At 43.7% G+C, this 18,665-nt stretch carries 17 protein-coding genes; 8 read left to right on the top strand and 9 right to left on the bottom strand.

The annotated features are described in order from the left end of the window. Positions 1-8: 8 nt before the first annotated feature. The 5 genes from HOP38_RS02555 to HOP38_RS02535 all read left to right on the top strand — a co-directional run bounded on the left by HOP38_RS02555 (position 9) and on the right by HOP38_RS02535 (position 4,923). Complete coding sequence (locus HOP38_RS02555) at positions 9-2,921, top strand: PD-(D/E)XK nuclease-like domain-containing protein (RefSeq protein ID WP_198557345.1); 2,913 nt, start codon at positions 9-11, stop codon at positions 2,919-2,921. A 2-nt stretch (positions 2,922-2,923) separates the two neighbouring features. Beyond that, a complete protein-coding gene (locus tag HOP38_RS02550; protein ID WP_198557344.1) occupies positions 2,924-3,985 on the top strand; it encodes a recombinase RecT in 1,062 nt (353 codons plus the stop codon). Continuing rightward, positions 3,985-4,179: a hypothetical protein gene (locus HOP38_RS02545; RefSeq protein WP_198557343.1), complete on the top strand. Its 195-nt coding sequence runs from the start codon at positions 3,985-3,987 to the stop codon at positions 4,177-4,179. Before HOP38_RS02550 ends, HOP38_RS02545 begins: the two co-directional genes overlap by 1 nt. Continuing rightward, the gene (locus HOP38_RS02540) at positions 4,169-4,432 is read left to right on the top strand and encodes a hypothetical protein (RefSeq protein ID WP_198557342.1); all 264 of its coding nucleotides are present in this window, start codon (positions 4,169-4,171) and stop codon (positions 4,430-4,432) included. Before HOP38_RS02545 ends, HOP38_RS02540 begins: the two co-directional genes overlap by 11 nt. Before the next feature lie 233 nt (positions 4,433-4,665). Next, positions 4,666-4,923 (top strand): hypothetical protein, encoded by a 258-nt coding sequence (locus HOP38_RS02535; RefSeq protein ID WP_198557341.1) that lies wholly within the window; start codon positions 4,666-4,668, stop codon positions 4,921-4,923. A gap of 62 nt (positions 4,924-4,985) precedes the next feature. On the opposite strand, the gene HOP38_RS02530 is transcribed toward HOP38_RS02535, so the two are convergent. Continuing rightward, positions 4,986-5,684 carry a hypothetical protein gene (locus HOP38_RS02530; protein WP_198557340.1) on the bottom strand — a complete coding sequence of 233 codons (699 nt, stop codon included), beginning with the start codon at positions 5,682-5,684 and terminating at the stop codon, positions 4,986-4,988. Between the two features lie 374 nt (positions 5,685-6,058). Here HOP38_RS02530 and HOP38_RS02525 point away from each other — a divergent pair, with 374 nt between their 5' ends. Continuing rightward, on the top strand, positions 6,059-8,404 hold the full coding sequence (locus HOP38_RS02525; protein WP_006071969.1) for a PilZ domain-containing protein: 2,346 nt from the start codon (positions 6,059-6,061) through the stop codon (positions 8,402-8,404). A gap of 51 nt (positions 8,405-8,455) precedes the next feature. On the opposite strand, the gene serB is transcribed toward HOP38_RS02525, so the two are convergent. Beyond that, positions 8,456-9,424 (bottom strand): phosphoserine phosphatase, encoded by a 969-nt coding sequence (serB, locus tag HOP38_RS02520; RefSeq protein ID WP_198557339.1) that lies wholly within the window; start codon positions 9,422-9,424, stop codon positions 8,456-8,458. Positions 9,425-9,531: 107 nt separating this feature from the next. On the opposite strand from serB, the gene HOP38_RS02515 reads away from it, so the two are divergent. Continuing rightward, complete coding sequence (locus HOP38_RS02515; RefSeq protein ID WP_006071972.1) at positions 9,532-10,131, top strand: YtjB family periplasmic protein; 600 nt, start codon at positions 9,532-9,534, stop codon at positions 10,129-10,131. A 96-nt stretch (positions 10,132-10,227) separates the two neighbouring features. Here HOP38_RS02515 and deoD read toward each other — a convergent pair whose 3' ends face one another. From deoD to HOP38_RS02480, 7 genes are all read right to left on the bottom strand, one after another. Beyond that, entirely contained in the window at positions 10,228-10,947 is a 720-nt protein-coding gene (gene deoD / locus HOP38_RS02510; protein ID WP_006071974.1) for a purine-nucleoside phosphorylase, read from the bottom strand. Positions 10,948-11,050: 103 nt separating this feature from the next. Next, positions 11,051-12,271: a phosphopentomutase gene (locus HOP38_RS02505; protein ID WP_038225473.1), complete on the bottom strand. Its 1,221-nt coding sequence runs from the start codon at positions 12,269-12,271 to the stop codon at positions 11,051-11,053. Positions 12,272-12,286: 15 nt separating this feature from the next. Beyond that, positions 12,287-13,621: a thymidine phosphorylase gene (gene deoA, locus HOP38_RS02500; RefSeq protein WP_006071978.1), complete on the bottom strand. Its 1,335-nt coding sequence runs from the start codon at positions 13,619-13,621 to the stop codon at positions 12,287-12,289. Between the two features lie 85 nt (positions 13,622-13,706). Continuing rightward, positions 13,707-14,483: a deoxyribose-phosphate aldolase gene (gene deoC / locus HOP38_RS02495; RefSeq protein WP_006071980.1), complete on the bottom strand. Its 777-nt coding sequence runs from the start codon at positions 14,481-14,483 to the stop codon at positions 13,707-13,709. 449 nt (positions 14,484-14,932) lie between these two features. Continuing rightward, positions 14,933-16,198 (bottom strand): NupC/NupG family nucleoside CNT transporter, encoded by a 1,266-nt coding sequence (locus tag HOP38_RS02490; protein ID WP_006071982.1) that lies wholly within the window; start codon positions 16,196-16,198, stop codon positions 14,933-14,935. Between the two features lie 205 nt (positions 16,199-16,403). Continuing rightward, the gene (locus tag HOP38_RS02485) at positions 16,404-17,183 is read right to left on the bottom strand and encodes a TatD family hydrolase (RefSeq protein ID WP_198557338.1); all 780 of its coding nucleotides are present in this window, start codon (positions 17,181-17,183) and stop codon (positions 16,404-16,406) included. Beyond that, positions 17,173-17,295 (bottom strand): DUF5363 family protein, encoded by a 123-nt coding sequence (locus HOP38_RS02480; protein WP_198557337.1) that lies wholly within the window; start codon positions 17,293-17,295, stop codon positions 17,173-17,175. The genes HOP38_RS02485 and HOP38_RS02480 overlap by 11 nt, the downstream gene beginning before the upstream one ends. Before the next feature lie 317 nt (positions 17,296-17,612). Between HOP38_RS02480 and HOP38_RS02475 the strand changes: the two genes are divergently transcribed. After that, the gene (locus HOP38_RS02475) at positions 17,613-18,608 is read left to right on the top strand and encodes a BMP family lipoprotein (protein ID WP_006071987.1); all 996 of its coding nucleotides are present in this window, start codon (positions 17,613-17,615) and stop codon (positions 18,606-18,608) included. The last annotated feature ends 57 nt before the right edge of the window (positions 18,609-18,665 follow it).

Genomic DNA, 18,665 nt, shown 5'->3' with positions numbered 1-18,665 from the left:
AATTTAAGATGAGTAAGTTTTTTAAAGCTGAATTAAGAAGCCAAAAAACACAACATCCCGAAGGTGCTAAAACCGTCGTTGTGTGGGTAACTGACAAGCTTAAAAAAGGCGCGGAAGTTAAGGCCGTGGAAGAATTGAAACAAATCGATCCTGAAAATTGGGAGTTGTACAAAAAGCCGCTATTGGTTGCCGACACGGAAGAGAACTACACGGCGTTTATTGAATCAAAAGCCGCGTTTATTGATACAGCTAGCGAAACCAACGAGGAAGCGCGCCCGTCACTAGCTACCATTTCCGAATATGTATTACCGACGCCGTGGGTTGTTCGTATTGGCCTTGTTCAAGCTGACGGGTTAAACATGGCATCATATGCAATCATAAACCGCTCTAAAGGCACAGAGGGCGAAAGCGTTGCCGCTGGCAACATTGAAACATTTTGGGAACCGAAGGGCACAAAAGAAAACGCGATCATTGGCGGCTTATCAAAAGCAGCAAACGCAATAATCACCTATATGTCGGAAGTATGGGAAGAAAAAACCGTTAATAGCGCTCTGCAAATGATTAGCCAGTATTCGAAGGAAAACCCTGCGGGAACCGTAGAACAGCAATTTGACGAACATAACGTTACAACTATAGCTACAAATGACTGTGCTCGAGCGGTTAAAGAGAAAAACCAAACCACGCACCCGGACGTATTAAAAAACGACCTACTAGAAGCGATTAAGGCACACCCGGACTACAAAAATTTTACTCCCGCATTCGCACCAACTGCGTTTATTGATTCAGTTGATAAGGTAATAACAGAGTTAGAGGAAACTCATGGTGCATTACCGTACAGCCAAGTAATTGAGCACGTAAACTCTATGACCTCCCTAGCCGATCTTGCTGACGCTGGCCGTATTGAGGAAATCGTAGGTTCATATTTCCCTAACGATACCGAAAGCTTAGTTAAGTGCGACCTTGGCGACATTTGGCAGGTATTTGCTGACGACCTACTACGCGAATCTCAAGAAATGGAACAAGCCCCGGCGGATCAGTACCCGGTTTACGCTGCTCGTTTAAAAGGCATTTTTGACGAGCGCGGGCAACCTCTGTTTGACGCTGACAAGGATTGCGAAGATTACGACGTTTTAGCGACGGCTATGTTTGGCTACGTCGATAAAGAGAAAGCAATTCTAGAAACATTAAGCAACACCAATGCTTTACGCGCTCTATGCGACAAATTATTACTAGATTTATTTCCAGTTGAAACCGCATTCAAAAAGGTAGAAAAGCCTGAAACGGCGACAACTAGCGCAATGAATCGCCTATCTGAGAAATTCGCGGATAAATCCGCGCCAGAACCACAAAACGAATACGAAAAAACCGTATTGTCTTGTTTGGCCTCTGTGGATTCCGAGTCCGATTACAGCGCAGAACAATTAGAAGAGGCGGGAGATAAGTTAAGAACCGTCTTTTCTGAAAGCGCCATTTCACCGCATTCTGACACTATAAAATTCAACCACGAAGAAACAACAAAAAACATATTGAATGTCGATTTTGACGATGGTAACGCCGTAATGAAAACGTTCCTAAACCTTCGTTCATTGCGTGCTTTTATGCGAGAGAACGTAGTTTTTGATTCAACTTCAAAGACGGAAGAAACCAACAAACAAGCAGATCAAGATTGGGAGAAATATGACGAGCAACAAACACCAGAACCCCAAGATACCGCGAAAACTATCAAAGCAGAAAATCAAAGCGTTTCTGGAGTCGTGGACCTATCAAACGATCTTGCTAATAGCTCTAGTGTTATCGGCGGTAGCGACGGGCTCATTAATTACTCACATGATAGTTCTAGTGACGAAATAAAAGATACATTTAATATCGAACTAGAATCATTGAACGCTGAGATTGCCGCGTTACAAGTTGGCGAGGTACTAATAAAAGAACACCTTTCAAACAAGCTCTATCATAGCTGTATCGGCTACAGTTCAAGCGAAATCAAAGATGAATTAATTTCTAGCCAATATCGTCACGCAAAAGAAACGGGCGAGATCCCACGCGTTGAAAAGGATTACTTTAATTTTGGTAATTACGTACATGCGTTAATTCTTGAACCGGAAACCATTGAAACTGAATTCGTAATTGAGCCTGAGTTACCAAAGGGTGCGCTAATCAAAACAGAAGATTATAAAGCGGCTATTCGTTCGCATAACGAATCTACGGGTGAGAAAGTTAAGCTAACCGGAACGAAACCAGAGTTAGCATCCAGAATCAAAGAATTCAACCCTGATGTCATTTTTGCAGACGAAATAAGCGCAGAATTTATACGCCAGCAAAAAGCCGGAAAAATTGGAGTTAACCGCAGCCAATACCGACACGCTAACAAGTTGGTAAAACGTGCCAAAGAAGATCCGACGCTTAAAAATTGGATTACTGCGGAAGGTTCAAACGTCCATTGTGAGCGCTCGTATTTCTGGCGTGACGAGGAAACCAAACTATTAGTAAAAGCGCGCCCGGACAAAGAGATCGGCAATATCTTATTAGATGTTAAAACAATCTCCATCCCGACCAATATCAAAAAACGTGAGTTGGAAAGCTATCTAATCCGTGAAATTGAAAAGCGCGGCTACCACCTAAGTGCACACCATTACATGCAAGGCACAAAGGCGCAAACGTTCGTTTGGTTGTTCCTCAATACCTTTGAGGGTTATGAATGGGGCGCAATCGTTCAAGCAACTGGGGATATGTTAGAGCTAGGTTTTTATGACTGCCGCGAGGGTATAAATAGCATTGCCGAATCCGTCGATACTGGCGACTTTAACGGCCCTGTCAGCTATCCACACGGAAGCAACGGCGCACCGTTACCGATTCAAGCGGAGCCTAGCGGCTTTGCAATGAAACGCCTAGAAAACTACCGCAACGGAATGGAACAATAATTATGAATCAACTAACTGTATCAAGTATCAACAACGACCTAATGCCAGCGATTGTCAACGAGGGAATAGAAGCTATTCTTCCTTCACATATAAAAGTTGAAACGTTCGTTAAATCTGCGGCTATAGCGATATTTAATAATTCATCGTTAATTAAAGCAGATCGAAACTCGGTTATTAGCTCGTTGATCCTAGCGGCTAAAGATGGTCTGGTTTGCGATGGTAGAGAAGCGGCATTAGTACCATATAGCACAAAAACAAATGGAGGTTTCATCCAGAAAGCGCAATACATGCCAATGGTGGACGGAGTATTAAAACGCGCTCGTCAATCGGGACAAATTAAAATGATCATGGCTAAGCCTATTTTTGAAAGCGATCATTTTGATTATTACGCAGACGAAAACGGCGAACATTTCAAGTATGTTCCTGCAATGACACAACGCGGAAATTTACAACGCGTATTTGCTGCAGCAATGATGACTAATGGTGAACTACAGATAGAGGTGCTCACCCTCGAAGATATCGAACGATCCAGAGCCCATAGCAAAACAGGCAATAATGAAAATGGTGCATGGAAAAATTTCTATGATCGAATGGCAGTTAAAACTGCACTGCACCGTTTAGCTCGTCGTCTTCCCAATTCTTCCGAATTAATAGAAATGCTTGAACGAGGCGATCCTAAATTATGGGATAACACGGAGGATAGGAAGGTAATGCGTCCTGAAAATATTAAAAAAGAAACCGCCGCGCAAGTCGATTCATTAATGGGCGAGTCTGCTAGTAAATCAGAAGTTATTGAAGAGGCAGAAGTAACCTCTGAGACGACATCGAGCACAGCAGATATGAGCTCACTTATGGGAGGGGGAGCAGTTGAGGCCCAAAGCAAGTACCAACAATGGCACGATCTTGTTTTATCCAGCACCACAACCAACGAAGTAAGTGAGTACATGGGTCAAGCTCGTGAAGATGCGAATAACGGACTACTTTCGCACCAAGAATGGGAAAAGCTATATGCAGCAGCTAGTGGAAAGCACAGAAGCATTGTTAACAGTACGAGAGGTCAGTGATGGAAAGGTACATCATTGCAGGGCAAATATCTGAAAATCTCGGTATCACCCTAGATGGATTAAACAAAATGATCGCAAGGGGAGATTTTCCTAAAGCAGACATAGGCAATGGTAGGGGTTCAGTTCGTCGCTGGAAGGAGTCTACTATTAAAAAATGGGAGGATAGCCTAGGGAGTGAAGAAGATGATTCCTAAACCATTGAAAGGTTACAGCAAAGGACAGCGCGCACTCGCTGAGACTATCCGGTTTAACGTACTTCGCAATAGTCAGTTTGGTTACGACGAATCTCAAGCAGAAAGATTGCGCCAAAGAATTTGTGAGATCACTAGTCCGATGTTTTTTATTCGGTATAGAGATCGCTTGATAAAGGGTGATGTTGCCAACTGCCTGTCAGAATATTCTGACGCAAACTACAAACGCAAAGCTAAGTTCATTCAAGATAGCTAAGACAATACTTTAGTCTGCTTGGATTGCAGTCTCTACAACAGTAACAGACTGTAATTTAAGCAGAAGTCCATGATTTAAAACTGGCAATTTGCGCCAAATCAGTTAATCACAATCCTATCATTTAGTCACCAAAGGACATGTGCTAAGTTGAGAAAGTAGAGTAAATACTCGAATCAACCAAGAGAGCTCTGCAAACGTCAGTTTTTCCACATGCTATAAAGAAGGTAAAAATAATGGCAGATAATGAAAACAACGCGGGACAAAAAAAAGCTGTATTTGAAACTATTTCAAATAAGATGGTTAAGGAATATTTCAGTTCAAACGGAAAAGTGGACGTGTTTGGGTGTGTCTCTGTCGCACAATCACTATTGAGTTTAACAATGCAAGCCACTGACGAATCTGGAAAGTTAGCTGATGGAAGCGAAGATGCATTATGGCTGGCATCGGGGCTATTGAAATCGGCTTATAATGACGCCATGAACAGGCAGTAAAGTATGGGCCGCGTTTGCGGCCTTTGCTTATCGATGGTAGTCGCTCGTAACTATATTGAACTCTACATCAAATAACTGTCAGTTGTGAACCATGAGTAACGGAAGTCATAGATCCAATAATCCGTTCCTTCAAAAACTTTAGTGTCAATTAAATCCACACTAGTCAAACCGATCCCTTGATGAAGACCCAATCTAAGAACCGGAAAATCCATAACACTACCAGGACCACGAACGCGGGTATTAAGTTGATATAGCTTCTCTTGGTATACCTTTCCGTCGTCAGTGTATGAGTTGGCAAAGCCTATAGCAGTTAGTGAAACAGTTTCTCTAACGCCGTTACTTTCATTGCTGCAAACCATAGAGGGGCTATTAGGCATAGCGTTATTAGTCTTTGAATCTAGGCAAACTATAGCGTCTATCAATTCCGCTTTTACCGTAGCTTTGAATAAATCCGCCATGGTAAATAAATCAGTGCCGTACGTTTTCCAGCGGGTAGCAAGGTTATTTATTTGGTCTAGATTTGGCTTGATCTCGTTGGTTATCCAAATATTTTCATTGGCAATCGGTTTTTTTGAACCTTCCTTAACTTCAAACCCAATCTGATAACTGATCTTTGATTCGGTTACATCCGGGAAAAGCGTCGCCCCATAATCTAGAGGGTAGTCAATATTTGCACTTTTTGGCGCAGGATCGCCACCACCTCCACCACACCCAGCCAACACTAAGGCCAATCCCAAAATAACCACCGTTTTACTATTCATTTTGATTTCCCTTTTTCATTATCAGGCTGATTTACTGCCAGCTTGTCTGACCACTGTATGCGCAAATATTACCATATGCGCAAATCGCATAAATTAAAGCTAAGTTTGCACTTTACCTCACTATCTACTAGTTTCTGTTACTCTATATACGTTAACGCTTGTATAAGTAATTGTATAAAATATAGAAATTGCAAAGCACAAAAACATACCAACACATTGTATTTATTAATAAAAGTATTTAATGACATTTATTTACCTTATATTTATCAGTAGATAACATTAAGGTTTTCGGCATGGTAGCCGATATAATAGCTTCACGCTGTGCTATTTCTTGATGACACTCATCATCTCAAAGGGACACTTTAACAAAACTCATGCAGCAACCTGAAATACTTTCCATCGCAGAACGCTTGATTTCGGCGTATCACGCTGATGACTTTGATTATGTACTTAGTCAAGTGACCGAGGGTGAATCTCCCTCGACAAAACTCCTGGTAAAAATGGAACTCAATCGCCTTATGGCCCCTTGCCATAAGCGTATTGACCTTCGTGGTCGAGTCACCAGCAATTGCCACGAGTATCAACTTAATGGGCTCGCTCACTGGCTTGATGACCGTGCATTTGATAGTTACCACAAACTGACCAAGAAATTTGGCGGCTACACCGAAGGCGTATGGGAATCGTTAGTTAATAAGAAAACCTTGAGCAATCTTGGTGATGAGCAACGCGCCGCGCATGAGGGCGAGTTGACCGATCCACAAAGTCCTTATCTGGCGGACGCCATTAACTTAGGTTACGACCTGAAGCGTAAAGAGAATCGCCTTAAACTCGAATCTCAAGTATCTATTCAATTGGAAAATGGAGACGTAGTCACTGGGCTTAGTGTCGATCTCTCCAGTTCAGGTGCCAAATTCAAAGTGCCAGGTACCTTTGATTACGACTTAGGCCAAGTGATTAGTGTTAGCTTTGACGAACTCGCCCAAACCAGTCAAGTTAAGGAAATCACCAAACCGATCGAATACCGTGTACTCGGTGTCGATGGTCTACACGGTGTATCCCCGGTTAAGTATCTAAGAACACTAAGATTGTCGCGCACTAATGCGGTCGAAATGGTGGTTGAAAAGCTACTGAATACTGAATCAAAAAAAATCCGCCACGATAACCAAGATAGGATTACCCGAGCTCGTACTCGAGGTTTCGAACACAGTTATCTTAAACACGCCTGTAACCTACCGCTGTTTTTTAGCGGTAATGAACTGAAGGTGGCACTGCTAACAGAAAATAACCAAGACATTTGGCACTACTGGCATGATGAGCGTAATCAACAATCGCTGGGGGCTTTGTTTTCTCGAGAGAGAATGGATTTACTGGTCAAAGCAGGCATCAAAGGCTGTAGCAACGTACTTTATACCTTTACCCACGAACATCAGGGGATGAAACTGTTTTATTCCATGATGATGCCAGAGGCAGATCGTCAAGAACGTCAATTGTTCTGGCATATTGGCGGACGTCGAGATAGTTGGAAAGCGTTTCGTCTCTCCGTATTCGAGCTGTCCGAAGAAGACGTCACCACGATTTCGCACAACTACAGCGATCTCGTGAATGGTAATGAAAAATTGACTCACTTCGGTATTCTGCAGGAGATCAGTGATGCTAATTCAGCCGCTGACTACCTATTTACAGAAAAACCTCGTCTTCCGGCTAACAGTCTAAATCGCTTTAGACACCCAAGAAAAGTAGAAAGCCAGCCAAGAGGGTTGTATTTCGATGCGCAATCCAGACGAAAAGAACCGCGATATCAATTCAGCACGCCGCTGTTTGTTCAATGTGATGAAAACACTGTTATTCGTGGAAAAACGCTCGACTTGTCTAAACGTGGTGCAAGCATAGAGCTATTGGAACCGTTGCCTGTCAAAACAGGGGCATTAATCTCGATAGATTACTTGGAGCTGAAACGCTATAACGACAGATTGCCATTGAACCGAGTCCCCTATGAGGTGGTTCGGTTATCCCAGGATCGCAAAACCGTACATTTATCGATTGTCGAATCCGGCAAAACCATCAAGACCATCGCCTTTTTCAATGGCATGATTGATAACAACCAAGATAAGCTGATCGCTAAACAAGAGCTGCTTCCAAGTCCCGCTTTACTAGAATCATTGCATAACGTCTTATTGGCTAAAATGGTCTCAACACCTATCTATATCGATAAACGAGGGACCTCAATAAAGAGTCGCACTGTTGGCGTCAATTTCCCTCTGCCAGGCTATATGCAGTTCTTGGAACGAATTGGCCACAATCAAAAATTTGCCTTAGAACCTATTTTTAAAGGACGCAGCAATACGTTAATTGCAGAACCGATGAAGAAGAAGCCCGGAGCAAAGCCGGTCTATCACGAACTGTATATTGGAGTATTAAAACTAGGGCAACGTATTCAGTCGATTCATACCAAATTACGCGAAGACTTTGAGTCCACCCAGAGCCGGATTAAGTTCATTAAAGATGCGCTAAGTATGGGCGAACTCTACGTGTTAAGGATTTCCTCTGGTCCGGTGTATGATGCTTTGACAACCTTGATGAAGAAAGACATCAATGAACTGCTCTCGTTGAGTTTGAGCCACGCTCGCAACTTAGAAAATGAGATGACATCAATTTGCGGCTATTGCGAGCTTATCGACATTACAGAAGAAGTATTGATTCGCCTAGAGCTGAATCATTAAGTTTCCCCCCATAAAACAAGGGCGCTCAATGCGCCCTTTGTTATCTTTCACTTACCAGTTGATTCGTTTTTGTCTTGCGAGCAACCCTGACAGCACACACACAACCCCACCTAAACCTGCATGGTTAATGGCTACCTGTGCCTGAGCTTCAACTTTAGGTTTTGCGTGATACGCAATACCTAAGCCGGCCGCCGCCATCATCACCAAATCATTAGCGCCATCGCCAACGGCAATGGTGTTATGCGGCTCAACATCATACTCTTCCGCTAACTCTAGCAAGATGTCTGCTTTAGTTTGTGCTGAGACGACATCCCCAAGCACTTCGCCAGTCAGTTTGCCATTTTCAATCGCCAACATATTTGATTGAGCAAAATCCAAATTCAATTTCTGCTTTAAGAAATCAGAAAAATAGGTAAATCCACCAGACGCAATCGCCGTTTTCCAGCCATAAGACTGAAGAGTTTTTAGCATTTCTTCTAACTCTGGCATCAACGGCAACTGTGAACGAACTCTCTCAAGAATCGCTTCATCTGCATCTTTTAATGCTGCAACACGTTGGCGCAAACTCGCCTCAAAATCCAACTCTCCTTGCATCGCTCGCTCTGTTACTTCTGCAACCTGCTCGCCTACTCCAGCAAGTTTGGCGATCTCGTCAATACACTCAATCTGAATGGCGGTCGAGTCCATATCCAAGACAATCACACCAGGCTTGTTGAGGTCGGGAACATCATACAGTGCTGCGCAATCCACTTTGAGCTCATTCAGAATCACTTTATGGTCGGCGGTTAACTGGCCATCCATCAGTGCCACTTCATATTGCCCGACCTGCCAAATGTCGAGAATTCGGCTAGTTTCACCGATGTAGAAATCCATATCATTGAAAATATCAGGAGACAAATAATGAGAATACATAATCCAACTGGCTTTATTTTTCTCCAGTTGATGAGACATGAGTGTCTCAGGGAAACGTTCCTTCAATGGAATACGTTTGGTAATCACTAACGGCTTTACAGCGTCCATGGCTAATCCTTCCTTTAAAAAGCTCCTAAAACGTTAACCTATTGCAATTTGGTTGTGCAAGCATCAATATGAACCAATCAGTAATTTCATAGTACTTTTAAACTTATATGGACGGTTCGCTGTTTTCGTTTCGCAACTTTTTGAGGTTAGTAGCGCTTTGCTTAATCGCTGCTATGGTGTTCTTCATCACAACAAATAGCTTTGTTATCAGTAAAGGTAACGAGCGCATTCAAGCGAATCAGTTAGAAGTGCTTTCTAAAGTTCTGATTTCTCAGGCCTCACTCTCTGCTAGACAGATGCTGATTGATCAAGACCAAGAGCGTTTAGGCGCTCTGACCAACCAGTTAGCACAAGAACGTCTGGTGTTAGATGCAACCGTTTATGATTCTGAAGGGGTCAAAATTGCCGCCAGTACAGACGCCAAAACGGCGCGCGAAGTCCTAGGGCTCGATACTCCACTCTCAACTGCCAGCATTGGCCGCCAACAGCTAGTCGAGCCGATCATCAACGATCATACCATCATAGGTTTTGTTCGAATCACCTTTGAAACTGGTAAGGTAACCGCAATTTCCGATCATCACTACCGCAAGAGTGATCGCTTTATGTATATGATGATCTTGATGAGTTTTATCTCTGGTGTGTTACTGATGGTCATCCTTAGAAAACAACCAAAAACCAAAGGCGAGAATTTACTGCTCAAGCAATAGAATGCTCGTGTACCTTTTGAAAACATAAGCCATTCCCAGATACAAAAAAGCCTCGCACAAGCGAGGCTTTTTTACATACTTTATTAAGCGTCTTGCTTATTCTGCGTCACCTAGCAAAACAGAATCTAGAGCAATCTCCATCATTTCATTAAATGTGGTTGCACGCTCATCAGAGGTCGTTTGCTCACCAGTCTTGATATGGTCAGATACGGTACAGATAGCCAGTGCTTTTGCACCGTATTCTGCTGCAACACCGTAGATGCCTGCCGCTTCCATCTCAACACCAACAATGCCATATTTGTCCATTACATCGAACATTTCAGGATCAGGAGTGTAGAACAGCTCAGCAGAGAATAGGTTACCCACCTTTACGTTGATACCGCGAGCTTTTGCCGCTTCTTCAGCGTTCTTCACCATGTTGTAGTCAGCAATCGCCGCAAAGTCATGGTTCTTAAAGCGAATACGGTTCACTTTAGAATCAGTACATGCGCCCATACCAATAACAACGTCGCGCACTTTGATGTCTTCATTAACCGCACCGCAACTACCTACACGGATAATCTTCTTAACACCAAAATCTTTGATCAGTTCAGTAACGTAAATAGAGCATGATGGAATACCCATACCGTGACCCATTACAGAGATACGACGACCTTTGTAAGTGCCTGTGTAGCCATACATATTACGTACATCACACACTTGTACCGCATCATCCAAAAACGTATCAGCAATGTATTTTGCGCGAAGTGGATCGCCCGGCATCAATACTACGTCTGCAAAATCACCCATTTCCGCATTAATGTGAGGAGTAGCCATGACTGTTTCCCTTTATTCTCAGTGCTTGTTCCTAGGACTTAGTGCCTAGAGATATGTTAAATGTACAACGCTCAAGTGAGACTTGAGCGTTGTTCGTTAATGATTATAAGAAGTTCTTTCCGTAATCCATTGAGGATGTACCAAAGTAGCTTGCAAGGCTTTGACCAATATCAGCAAAGCTATCACGAAGGCCTAAAGAACCTGCTGGAACCTTGTGACCATAAACGATAACAGGAATGTGTTCACGTGTATGGTCAGTACCTGGCCAAGTTGGGTCACAACCATGGTCAGCCGTCAGAATAAGAACATCGTCTTCTTCCATCAGTTCAATTACTTCGTGAATACGAGAATCGAAGTACTCAAGCGCAGCTGCATAACCCGCCACATCACGACGGTGACCATACGCTGAATCAAAATCAACAAAGTTAGTGAAAACGATCGTGTTGTCGCCCGCTTCTTTGATTTGTTCTTTGGTTGCTTCAAATAGCGCTGGAATGCCTGTGGCTTTCACTTTCTTAGTGATACCGCAGTTCGCGTAAATATCAGCAATCTTACCGATAGATACCACTTGTCCCTGCTTCTCTTCAACAAGCTTCGACAACACGGTTGGCGCTGGCGGTTCAACAGAAAGGTCACGACGGTTACCCGTGCGCTCAAATTGCCCTTTACCTGGACCAATAAATGGACGCGCGATAACACGACCAATATTGTAATCCTCAAGCTCTTCACGAGCGATTTGGCAAAGCTCAAGCAGACGATCTAAACCATAAGTTTCTTCATGACATGCAATCTGGAAAACTGAATCCGCTGACGTATAGAAGATAGGTTTGCCCGTCTTCATATGCTCTTCGCCCAGGTCATCAAGTACTTGAGTCCCTGATGCGTGACAGTTACCTAAAAAGCCATCTAAACCTGCACGTTCTAGAATGCGGTCGGTCAGCTCTTTCGGGAAACTATTTTGCTTATCCGTGAAGTAGCCCCAATCAAACAAAACAGGAACACCAGCAATTTCCCAGTGACCAGACGGAGTATCTTTACCTGACGATAACTCTGCTGCGTGACCATAAGCACCGACAATTTCGACGTCATCACGAAGGCCCTGTGCCAAAGCACCTGTAGACTCTTTATGCGCCATGGCTAGGCCGAGCTTGCTCAAATTCGGTAGCTTTAGCTCACCGCTGCGCTGATCGTTATCAGCCAAACCTTTTGCACACTGCTCTGCAATATGACCCAGTGTATCTGAGCCTACATCACCAAATTGCTCAGCATCGGCTGCTGCGCCAATACCAAATGAATCTAATACTAAAATAAATGCGCGTTTCATAATTTCTCCTCACGCTTATGCGAGATCTTCCGCTCGAATTTGGCGGTACACACAAGGCGTTTCTACGTAAGCTTGCTCACCGATTGTCATTGCGGCTTTCAATGCATTTGCTGCTTCTTGCCATTGCGCTTCATTACGCGCATGGATAACAGCTAGTGGCTTGTCTGCACTTGCCGTCTCGCCTAATCGAATAAATTGATCAAAGCCTACCGCGTAGTCGATGGTATCTGTTGCCACGCGGCGACCACCGCCCATGCCAACTACAGCCATACCAATCGCTCGAGTATCCATCGCTGAAACAATACCTTCATTGTCAGCGTATACTGGCTTGATAATTTCTGCTTTCTCTAAATAATTATCGTAGTTTTCAACGAAGTCTGCAGGGCCGCCTAAACCTTTGACCATTTTACCAAAGCACTCAGCAGCCTTACCGTTATCAAGTACTTCATTCAGCTTAGCTTCTGCTTGCTCAGTGTCTTCAGCTAACTTCGCTAACACCAACATTTCGCTACAAAGTGCCATCGTCACTTCATACAAACGTGGATTGCGGTATTCACCCGTCAAGAATTGTACAGCCTCACGAACCTCAACTGCATTACCTGCAGAAGAAGCAAGCACTTGATTCATATCGGTAAGGATAGCCGTAGTCTTAGTGCCAGCACCGTTAGCTACGGCAACGATAGAGTTGGCTAACTCTTCTGATGCTTCATAAGTTGGCATGAAAGCACCAGAGCCGACTTTTACATCCATCACTAGTGATTCAAGACCTGCCGCCAGTTTCTTCGATAAGATAGACGCAGTAATCAGAGAGATATTGTCAACCGTTGCAGTGATATCACGAGTCGCATAAACACGCTTATCAGCCGGCGCAAGATCGCCAGTTTGACCGATAATCGCTACACCAGCGTCTTTAGTCACTTCACCAAACACGTCATTGGTTGGCGTAATGTCATAGCCAGGAATAGATTCTAGTTTGTCCAGCGTGCCACCTGTATGACCCAGACCGCGGCCAGAAATCATCGGTACAAAGCCACCACATGCAGCAATCATAGGACCAAGCATCAGTGATGTTACATCACCAACACCACCTGTTGAGTGTTTATCAACAATCGGGCCACCAAAGTTCATGTGGCCCCAATCGATAACCATGCCAGAATCACGCATTGCGCACGTGAGAGCAATACGCTCTGGCATAGTCATTTCATTAAAAAAGATGGTCATTGCAAAGGCAGCAATCTGGCCTTCAGATACGGTGTCCTTGGCAACACCTTGGATAAAGAAGTTAATTTCTTCAGCAGTTAGCTCTTGGCCATCACGTTTTTTACGAATAATTTCTTGTGGTAAATACATTAGTACCTCCCCAGTCTAAGCTTGGGTTGTAGGGATAGAGGGAATAGTGGTGGCTGGAAATCAGCCACCAACAAAAAGATTCAGATTAATATGCAGATGGATCTGCAGTTTCGTCTGTTACTTCTAATGTATTCAGGAGATTAGTTAGAAGGCTAGAGGCACCAAAGCGGTAGTGCATGTTGTCTGCCCAATCTGCACCTAGAATGTCATCAGCCATTGCTAGATAAGCAGCAGCATCTTCCGCTGTACGAACGCCACCTGCTGGCTTGAAGCCAACTTTCTCAGCAACGCCCATATCGCGAATCACTTCTAACATCATGCGCGCGTACTCAGGAGTAGCGTTAACTGGCACTTTACCTGTCGATGTTTTGATAAAGTCCGCGCCTGCTTTGATACAGATTTCTGAAGCTTTCTTGATAAGCGCTTCTTCTTTAAGCTCACCAGTTTCGATGATCACTTTTAGAAGGATATCACCACACGCTTCTTTACATTGCTTAACAAGTTCGAAGCCTACTTCTTCGTTGCCTGCCATCAGTGCGCGGTATGGGAATACAACGTCCACTTCGTCTGCACCGTATGCAACAGCTGCTTTAGTCTCAGCTACCGCAATTTCAATGTCATCGTTACCGTGAGGGAAGTTAGTCACAGTTGCGATACGTACTTCTGGTGTACCTTGTTCGCGTAGCGTTTTCTTTGCAATAGGAATAAAGCGAGGATAAATACAGATCGCCGCCGTGTTACCCACTGGCGATTTTGCGTCATGACATAGTGCGATCACTTTTTCATTAGTGTCGTCATCATTTAGCGTGGTTAGATCCATAAGTTTTAGTGCACGTAGAGCTGCTGCTTTTAAATCGCTCATTTCTATCTCCGGTCAATATATTCAATTAATTACCTGACAAACTCGTCAGCAATAAATGAACGGACTTGGTTCCTTGAAGACTCGGTTCAGCTATTAGGTTAAAGCTGAATACCAATTGCTATCCTTGTCACCGCACAGTACCTGCTCGTTAAAATCACCTGATTCCTATCTTGGTGAGAACTGGCTCTGGCTACATAAAGCTTCGCGAAAACACGAAAGAATTACTTAGTAGCCTATACAGTATAGGACTCTCGTTCAAAACGGTAGAGCTGATTAAAACGCAAACGGTTTGCTTCTCAAAAAACTTCCATTCAGTCGTTGAATCGCTTATCCAGTAACGATTCATTAGGAATTATCTGGCTCCTAAAACCAAAAAAGCCCCGCAGCAATTTCTTGCTACGGGGCGATTTAATACGGCGTCTATATACTAATAACCTTTACGCGAGCAATTACATGCCAGCTAGGCTTAGACAGAAACCAGCAATCGTTGCTGCCATCAAGTTAGATAGCGTACCTGCGATTACTGCTTTCACACCCATGCGTGCGATATCACCACGACGCTTAGGCGCAAGGCTACCCAGACCACCTAGAAGGATTGCGATAGAAGAAAGGTTCGCAAAACCACATAGAGCGAATGAGATGATTGCCTTAGTTTTCTCAGAAAGAACAACTGGTGCTGCGTCACCTAGGTATGGTGCGAAGTTCGCGTATGCTACGAATTCGTTCGCAACAGTCTTCATACCGATGAACTCACCAGCGATTGTCGCTTCAGACCATGGCACACCTAGTAGGAACGCTAGTGGTGAGAAGATCCAACCTAGAATCATTTCTAGACGTAGTTCTGGCATACCGATCCAGCCACCGATGCCGCCAAGCATACCGTTAACTAGGGCGATAAGGCCGATGAATGCGATTAGCATTGCACCTACGTTAAGAGCTAGTTGAAGACCTGCTGATGCACCGCCCGCTGCTGCGTCGATAACGTTAGCTGGCTTGTCTTCACCTTCAGCTTGCATGCTGTGAAGCTGCTCAACAGGCTCATCAGTTTCAGGCTTGATGATCTTAGCGAATAGAAGACCACCTGGAGCTGCCATGAATGATGCCGCTACTAGGTATTCAATTGGCACGCCCATTGATGCGTAGCCCGCTAGTACACCACCAGCGATAGAAGCTAGACCACCACACATTACGGCGAATAGCTCAGATTGAGTCATCTTAGGCACGAAAGGACGTACAACAAGTGGAGCCTCAGTTTGACCTACGAAGATGTTTGCCGCAGCAGACATAGATTCCGCACGAGATGTACCTAGTGCTTTTTGCAGGCCGCCACCAAGAATCTTGATAACCCACTGCATTACACCTAGGTAGTAAAGTACCGAGATAAGCGCAGAGAAGAAGATCAGTGTCGGTAGTACACGGAATGCGAAGATGAAACCGCCGCCGCCGAATACTTCGAACATCTTGTCAGAAACAAGACCACCGAATAGGAATGACGTACCATCGTTACCGTAGTTAATCACGCTAGATACAGCGTCAGAGAAGCTACGTAGGATCTCTTGACCCCAAGGTACATAAAGAACAAACGCACCAAGTGCAAATTGGATAGCAAAAGCGCCAGCCACAGTTCTGATATTAATAGCTTTGCGGTTATCCGATAGAAGTACTGCGATAAGAATCAGTACAACCATACCAACCAGGCTCATAAACAGGCTCATAGTTTATGACTTCCTTATATTTAATAATTTGGCGTGTAACAAAATTTGAAGCTCAAAAGCGGGGGCGATTATACAAACCCACAGAAAAGAAAGTAGTACCCCCCTCACACTTTCGTCTTGAACACATAAAAGATACACGTCATTTTGCGATCGTGATCACAATTCATCTCTGCAAACGTTTTCGAATTCACAATTAACAGCACATTTAGTCACAAAAATTAAACGTCAATTTGCTATTTTTTAGTAGCTGTGACGTAACCGTTTGCTCATTTTCACTTCTCAGCATGTTTAACGATGATAGAACCATGTTTACCATTTTGGGCTGATTAGGCTGACCTTGATATCCATAAAGAGGCATATCAGGCGCATCCGTCTCCAGTAACAAACTTTCTAGTGGAAGATTAATGATAGTTGAGCGTGTTTTTTGCGCTCTTTCGTAGGTAATGACACCACCGACACCTATTTTTAAACCGAGATTGACGTAATCCATCGCTTGTTGGGAGCTGCCACTGAATCCATGAATAACGCCACTATATAGAGGAGGGTTCTGTTTCAATAAGGCAATAAGATCTTGGTGTGCTTTCCTGCAATGAAGAATAATGGGTAGTTGGTACTGGTTGGCAATACGAATTTGCTCACTAAGAAGTGATTTTTGTAGAAGCTCGTTTTCTCTACCTTGATAGAAGTCGAGACCACACTCTCCTAATGCGACAAACTTTTGGTTGTTTTTCAACTCAGCAACACGTTGCTCCAGGCGAGCAATAGAGCCATCATCCACTTCCTCAAGAAACAAAGGATGAAACCCTAAAGCGAAATACACCATTGCATGCTCACTGGCTAACTTATTTATGGCCAGCCAATTTTGCTCATTAATACCAGGTACAACGATAGCGGCAACTTGAGCCTTTGCTGCCTCTAATAGTACTTGGTTTATGTCTTTTTTCTTTGCCAATAGATCGAGGTGGCAATGGCTATCAATCACCATCTTTTGACTCTTTTCGGTAAGGCACGCAACTACGTTTATTCTCTGGTGTGAGTCCTAATGAGGCACACCAATCATCGTATTTTTTAAGCCACTTTTTGAGCAATTCAACCATGGTAAATTTACCTAAATAAATGTAATCGATTGCAATCGATATTATCTCAAATCCTTATGTTACAAAGGATAGCGCAATAGTTAGAGTTTTATCACTAAGTTGTGACTTACCCCTCAATGCTGTGATAGAAGCGGTTTTTTTTCATATACGCAAACGATAAAATGTTGCCTATTGTTTGTAAACCACACAAATTGTCTCTATCGTCATTTCTGTGTCGTTTACATACGACCATTTTCTAGGCACCTAAAACTGGAATGAGCCTAGCCTATCGAATCGTCAATGATGCTCTATCATTCGACACTACAAGGGAATTGATCGTGAAAAAAACTATTCTAAAAATGTCTGCGCTCGCAGTAGCAGTAGCTTCATTTGGTGCATTCGCAGCGAAACCAGCAGTGGTATACGATACAGCCGGTAAATTTGACAAATCATTCAACGAAGCTGTTTTCCAGAACGGTGTAAAAGTATTTAATGCGGACAAAGGCATTAAAGTTCGTGAATTTGAACCTCAAAACGAAGCGCAACGTGAGCAAGGCCTTCGTCGCCTGGCAAGCCGTGGCTTCACTCCAATTGTTGCTGTTGGCTTCAACATGGCATCAGCTGTAGAAAAAGTTGCCACTGAATTCCCTGATATTCAATTTACCATCATCGATATGGTCGTTGATAAGCCAAACGTTCAATCTATCGTCTTTAAAGAACACGAAGGTTCTTTCCTTGTAGGTGCGTTGGCAGCAAAAGCTTCTAAAACTGGCAAAGTAGGCTTTGTTGGTGGCATGGATATCCCATTGATTCGTAAGTTCGAATGTGGCTACCGTCAAGGTGCACAATACGCGAACCCAGAAATCGAAACATTCCAAAACATGACAGGTTCTACTCCTGCAGCCTTCGCTGACCCTGCGAAAGGTTCAGAGCTTGCTAAATCTCAATTCTCTAAAGGCGTTGACGTTATCTACGCAGCAGCTGGCGGTACTGGCATGGGTGTATACCAAGCAGCTAAAGATGCTGGTAAGTACGCAATCGGTGTTGACTCAAACCAAAACCACCTTCAACCAGGCACTATGCTGACGTCTATGGTTAAGAAAGTCGGTGTTGCTGCATACAACACTTGGGACGACGCTGAAAACGGTACTTGGGAAGCTGGCATCAAAGTACTTGGCCTAAAAGAAGGCGCTGTTGAGTGGGCTTACGACGAGTACAACAAAGACCTAATCACACCTGAAATGAAATCATACCTAGATACGCTTCAAGCGGACATCATCGCTGGCAAGATCGAAGTTCACGACTACATGTCTGACAACACGTGTAACTTCTAAGCGTTCTAGCTCAGAATGAAAGACTCAGCTTATTTGTTAATATCAATAAGCTAGGTA

The sequence above is a fragment of the Vibrio mediterranei genome (genome assembly GCF_013364395.1).
Taxonomy (GTDB): domain Bacteria; phylum Pseudomonadota; class Gammaproteobacteria; order Enterobacterales; family Vibrionaceae; genus Vibrio; species Vibrio mediterranei.
This window is presented reverse-complemented; position numbering and strand designations above follow the sequence as displayed.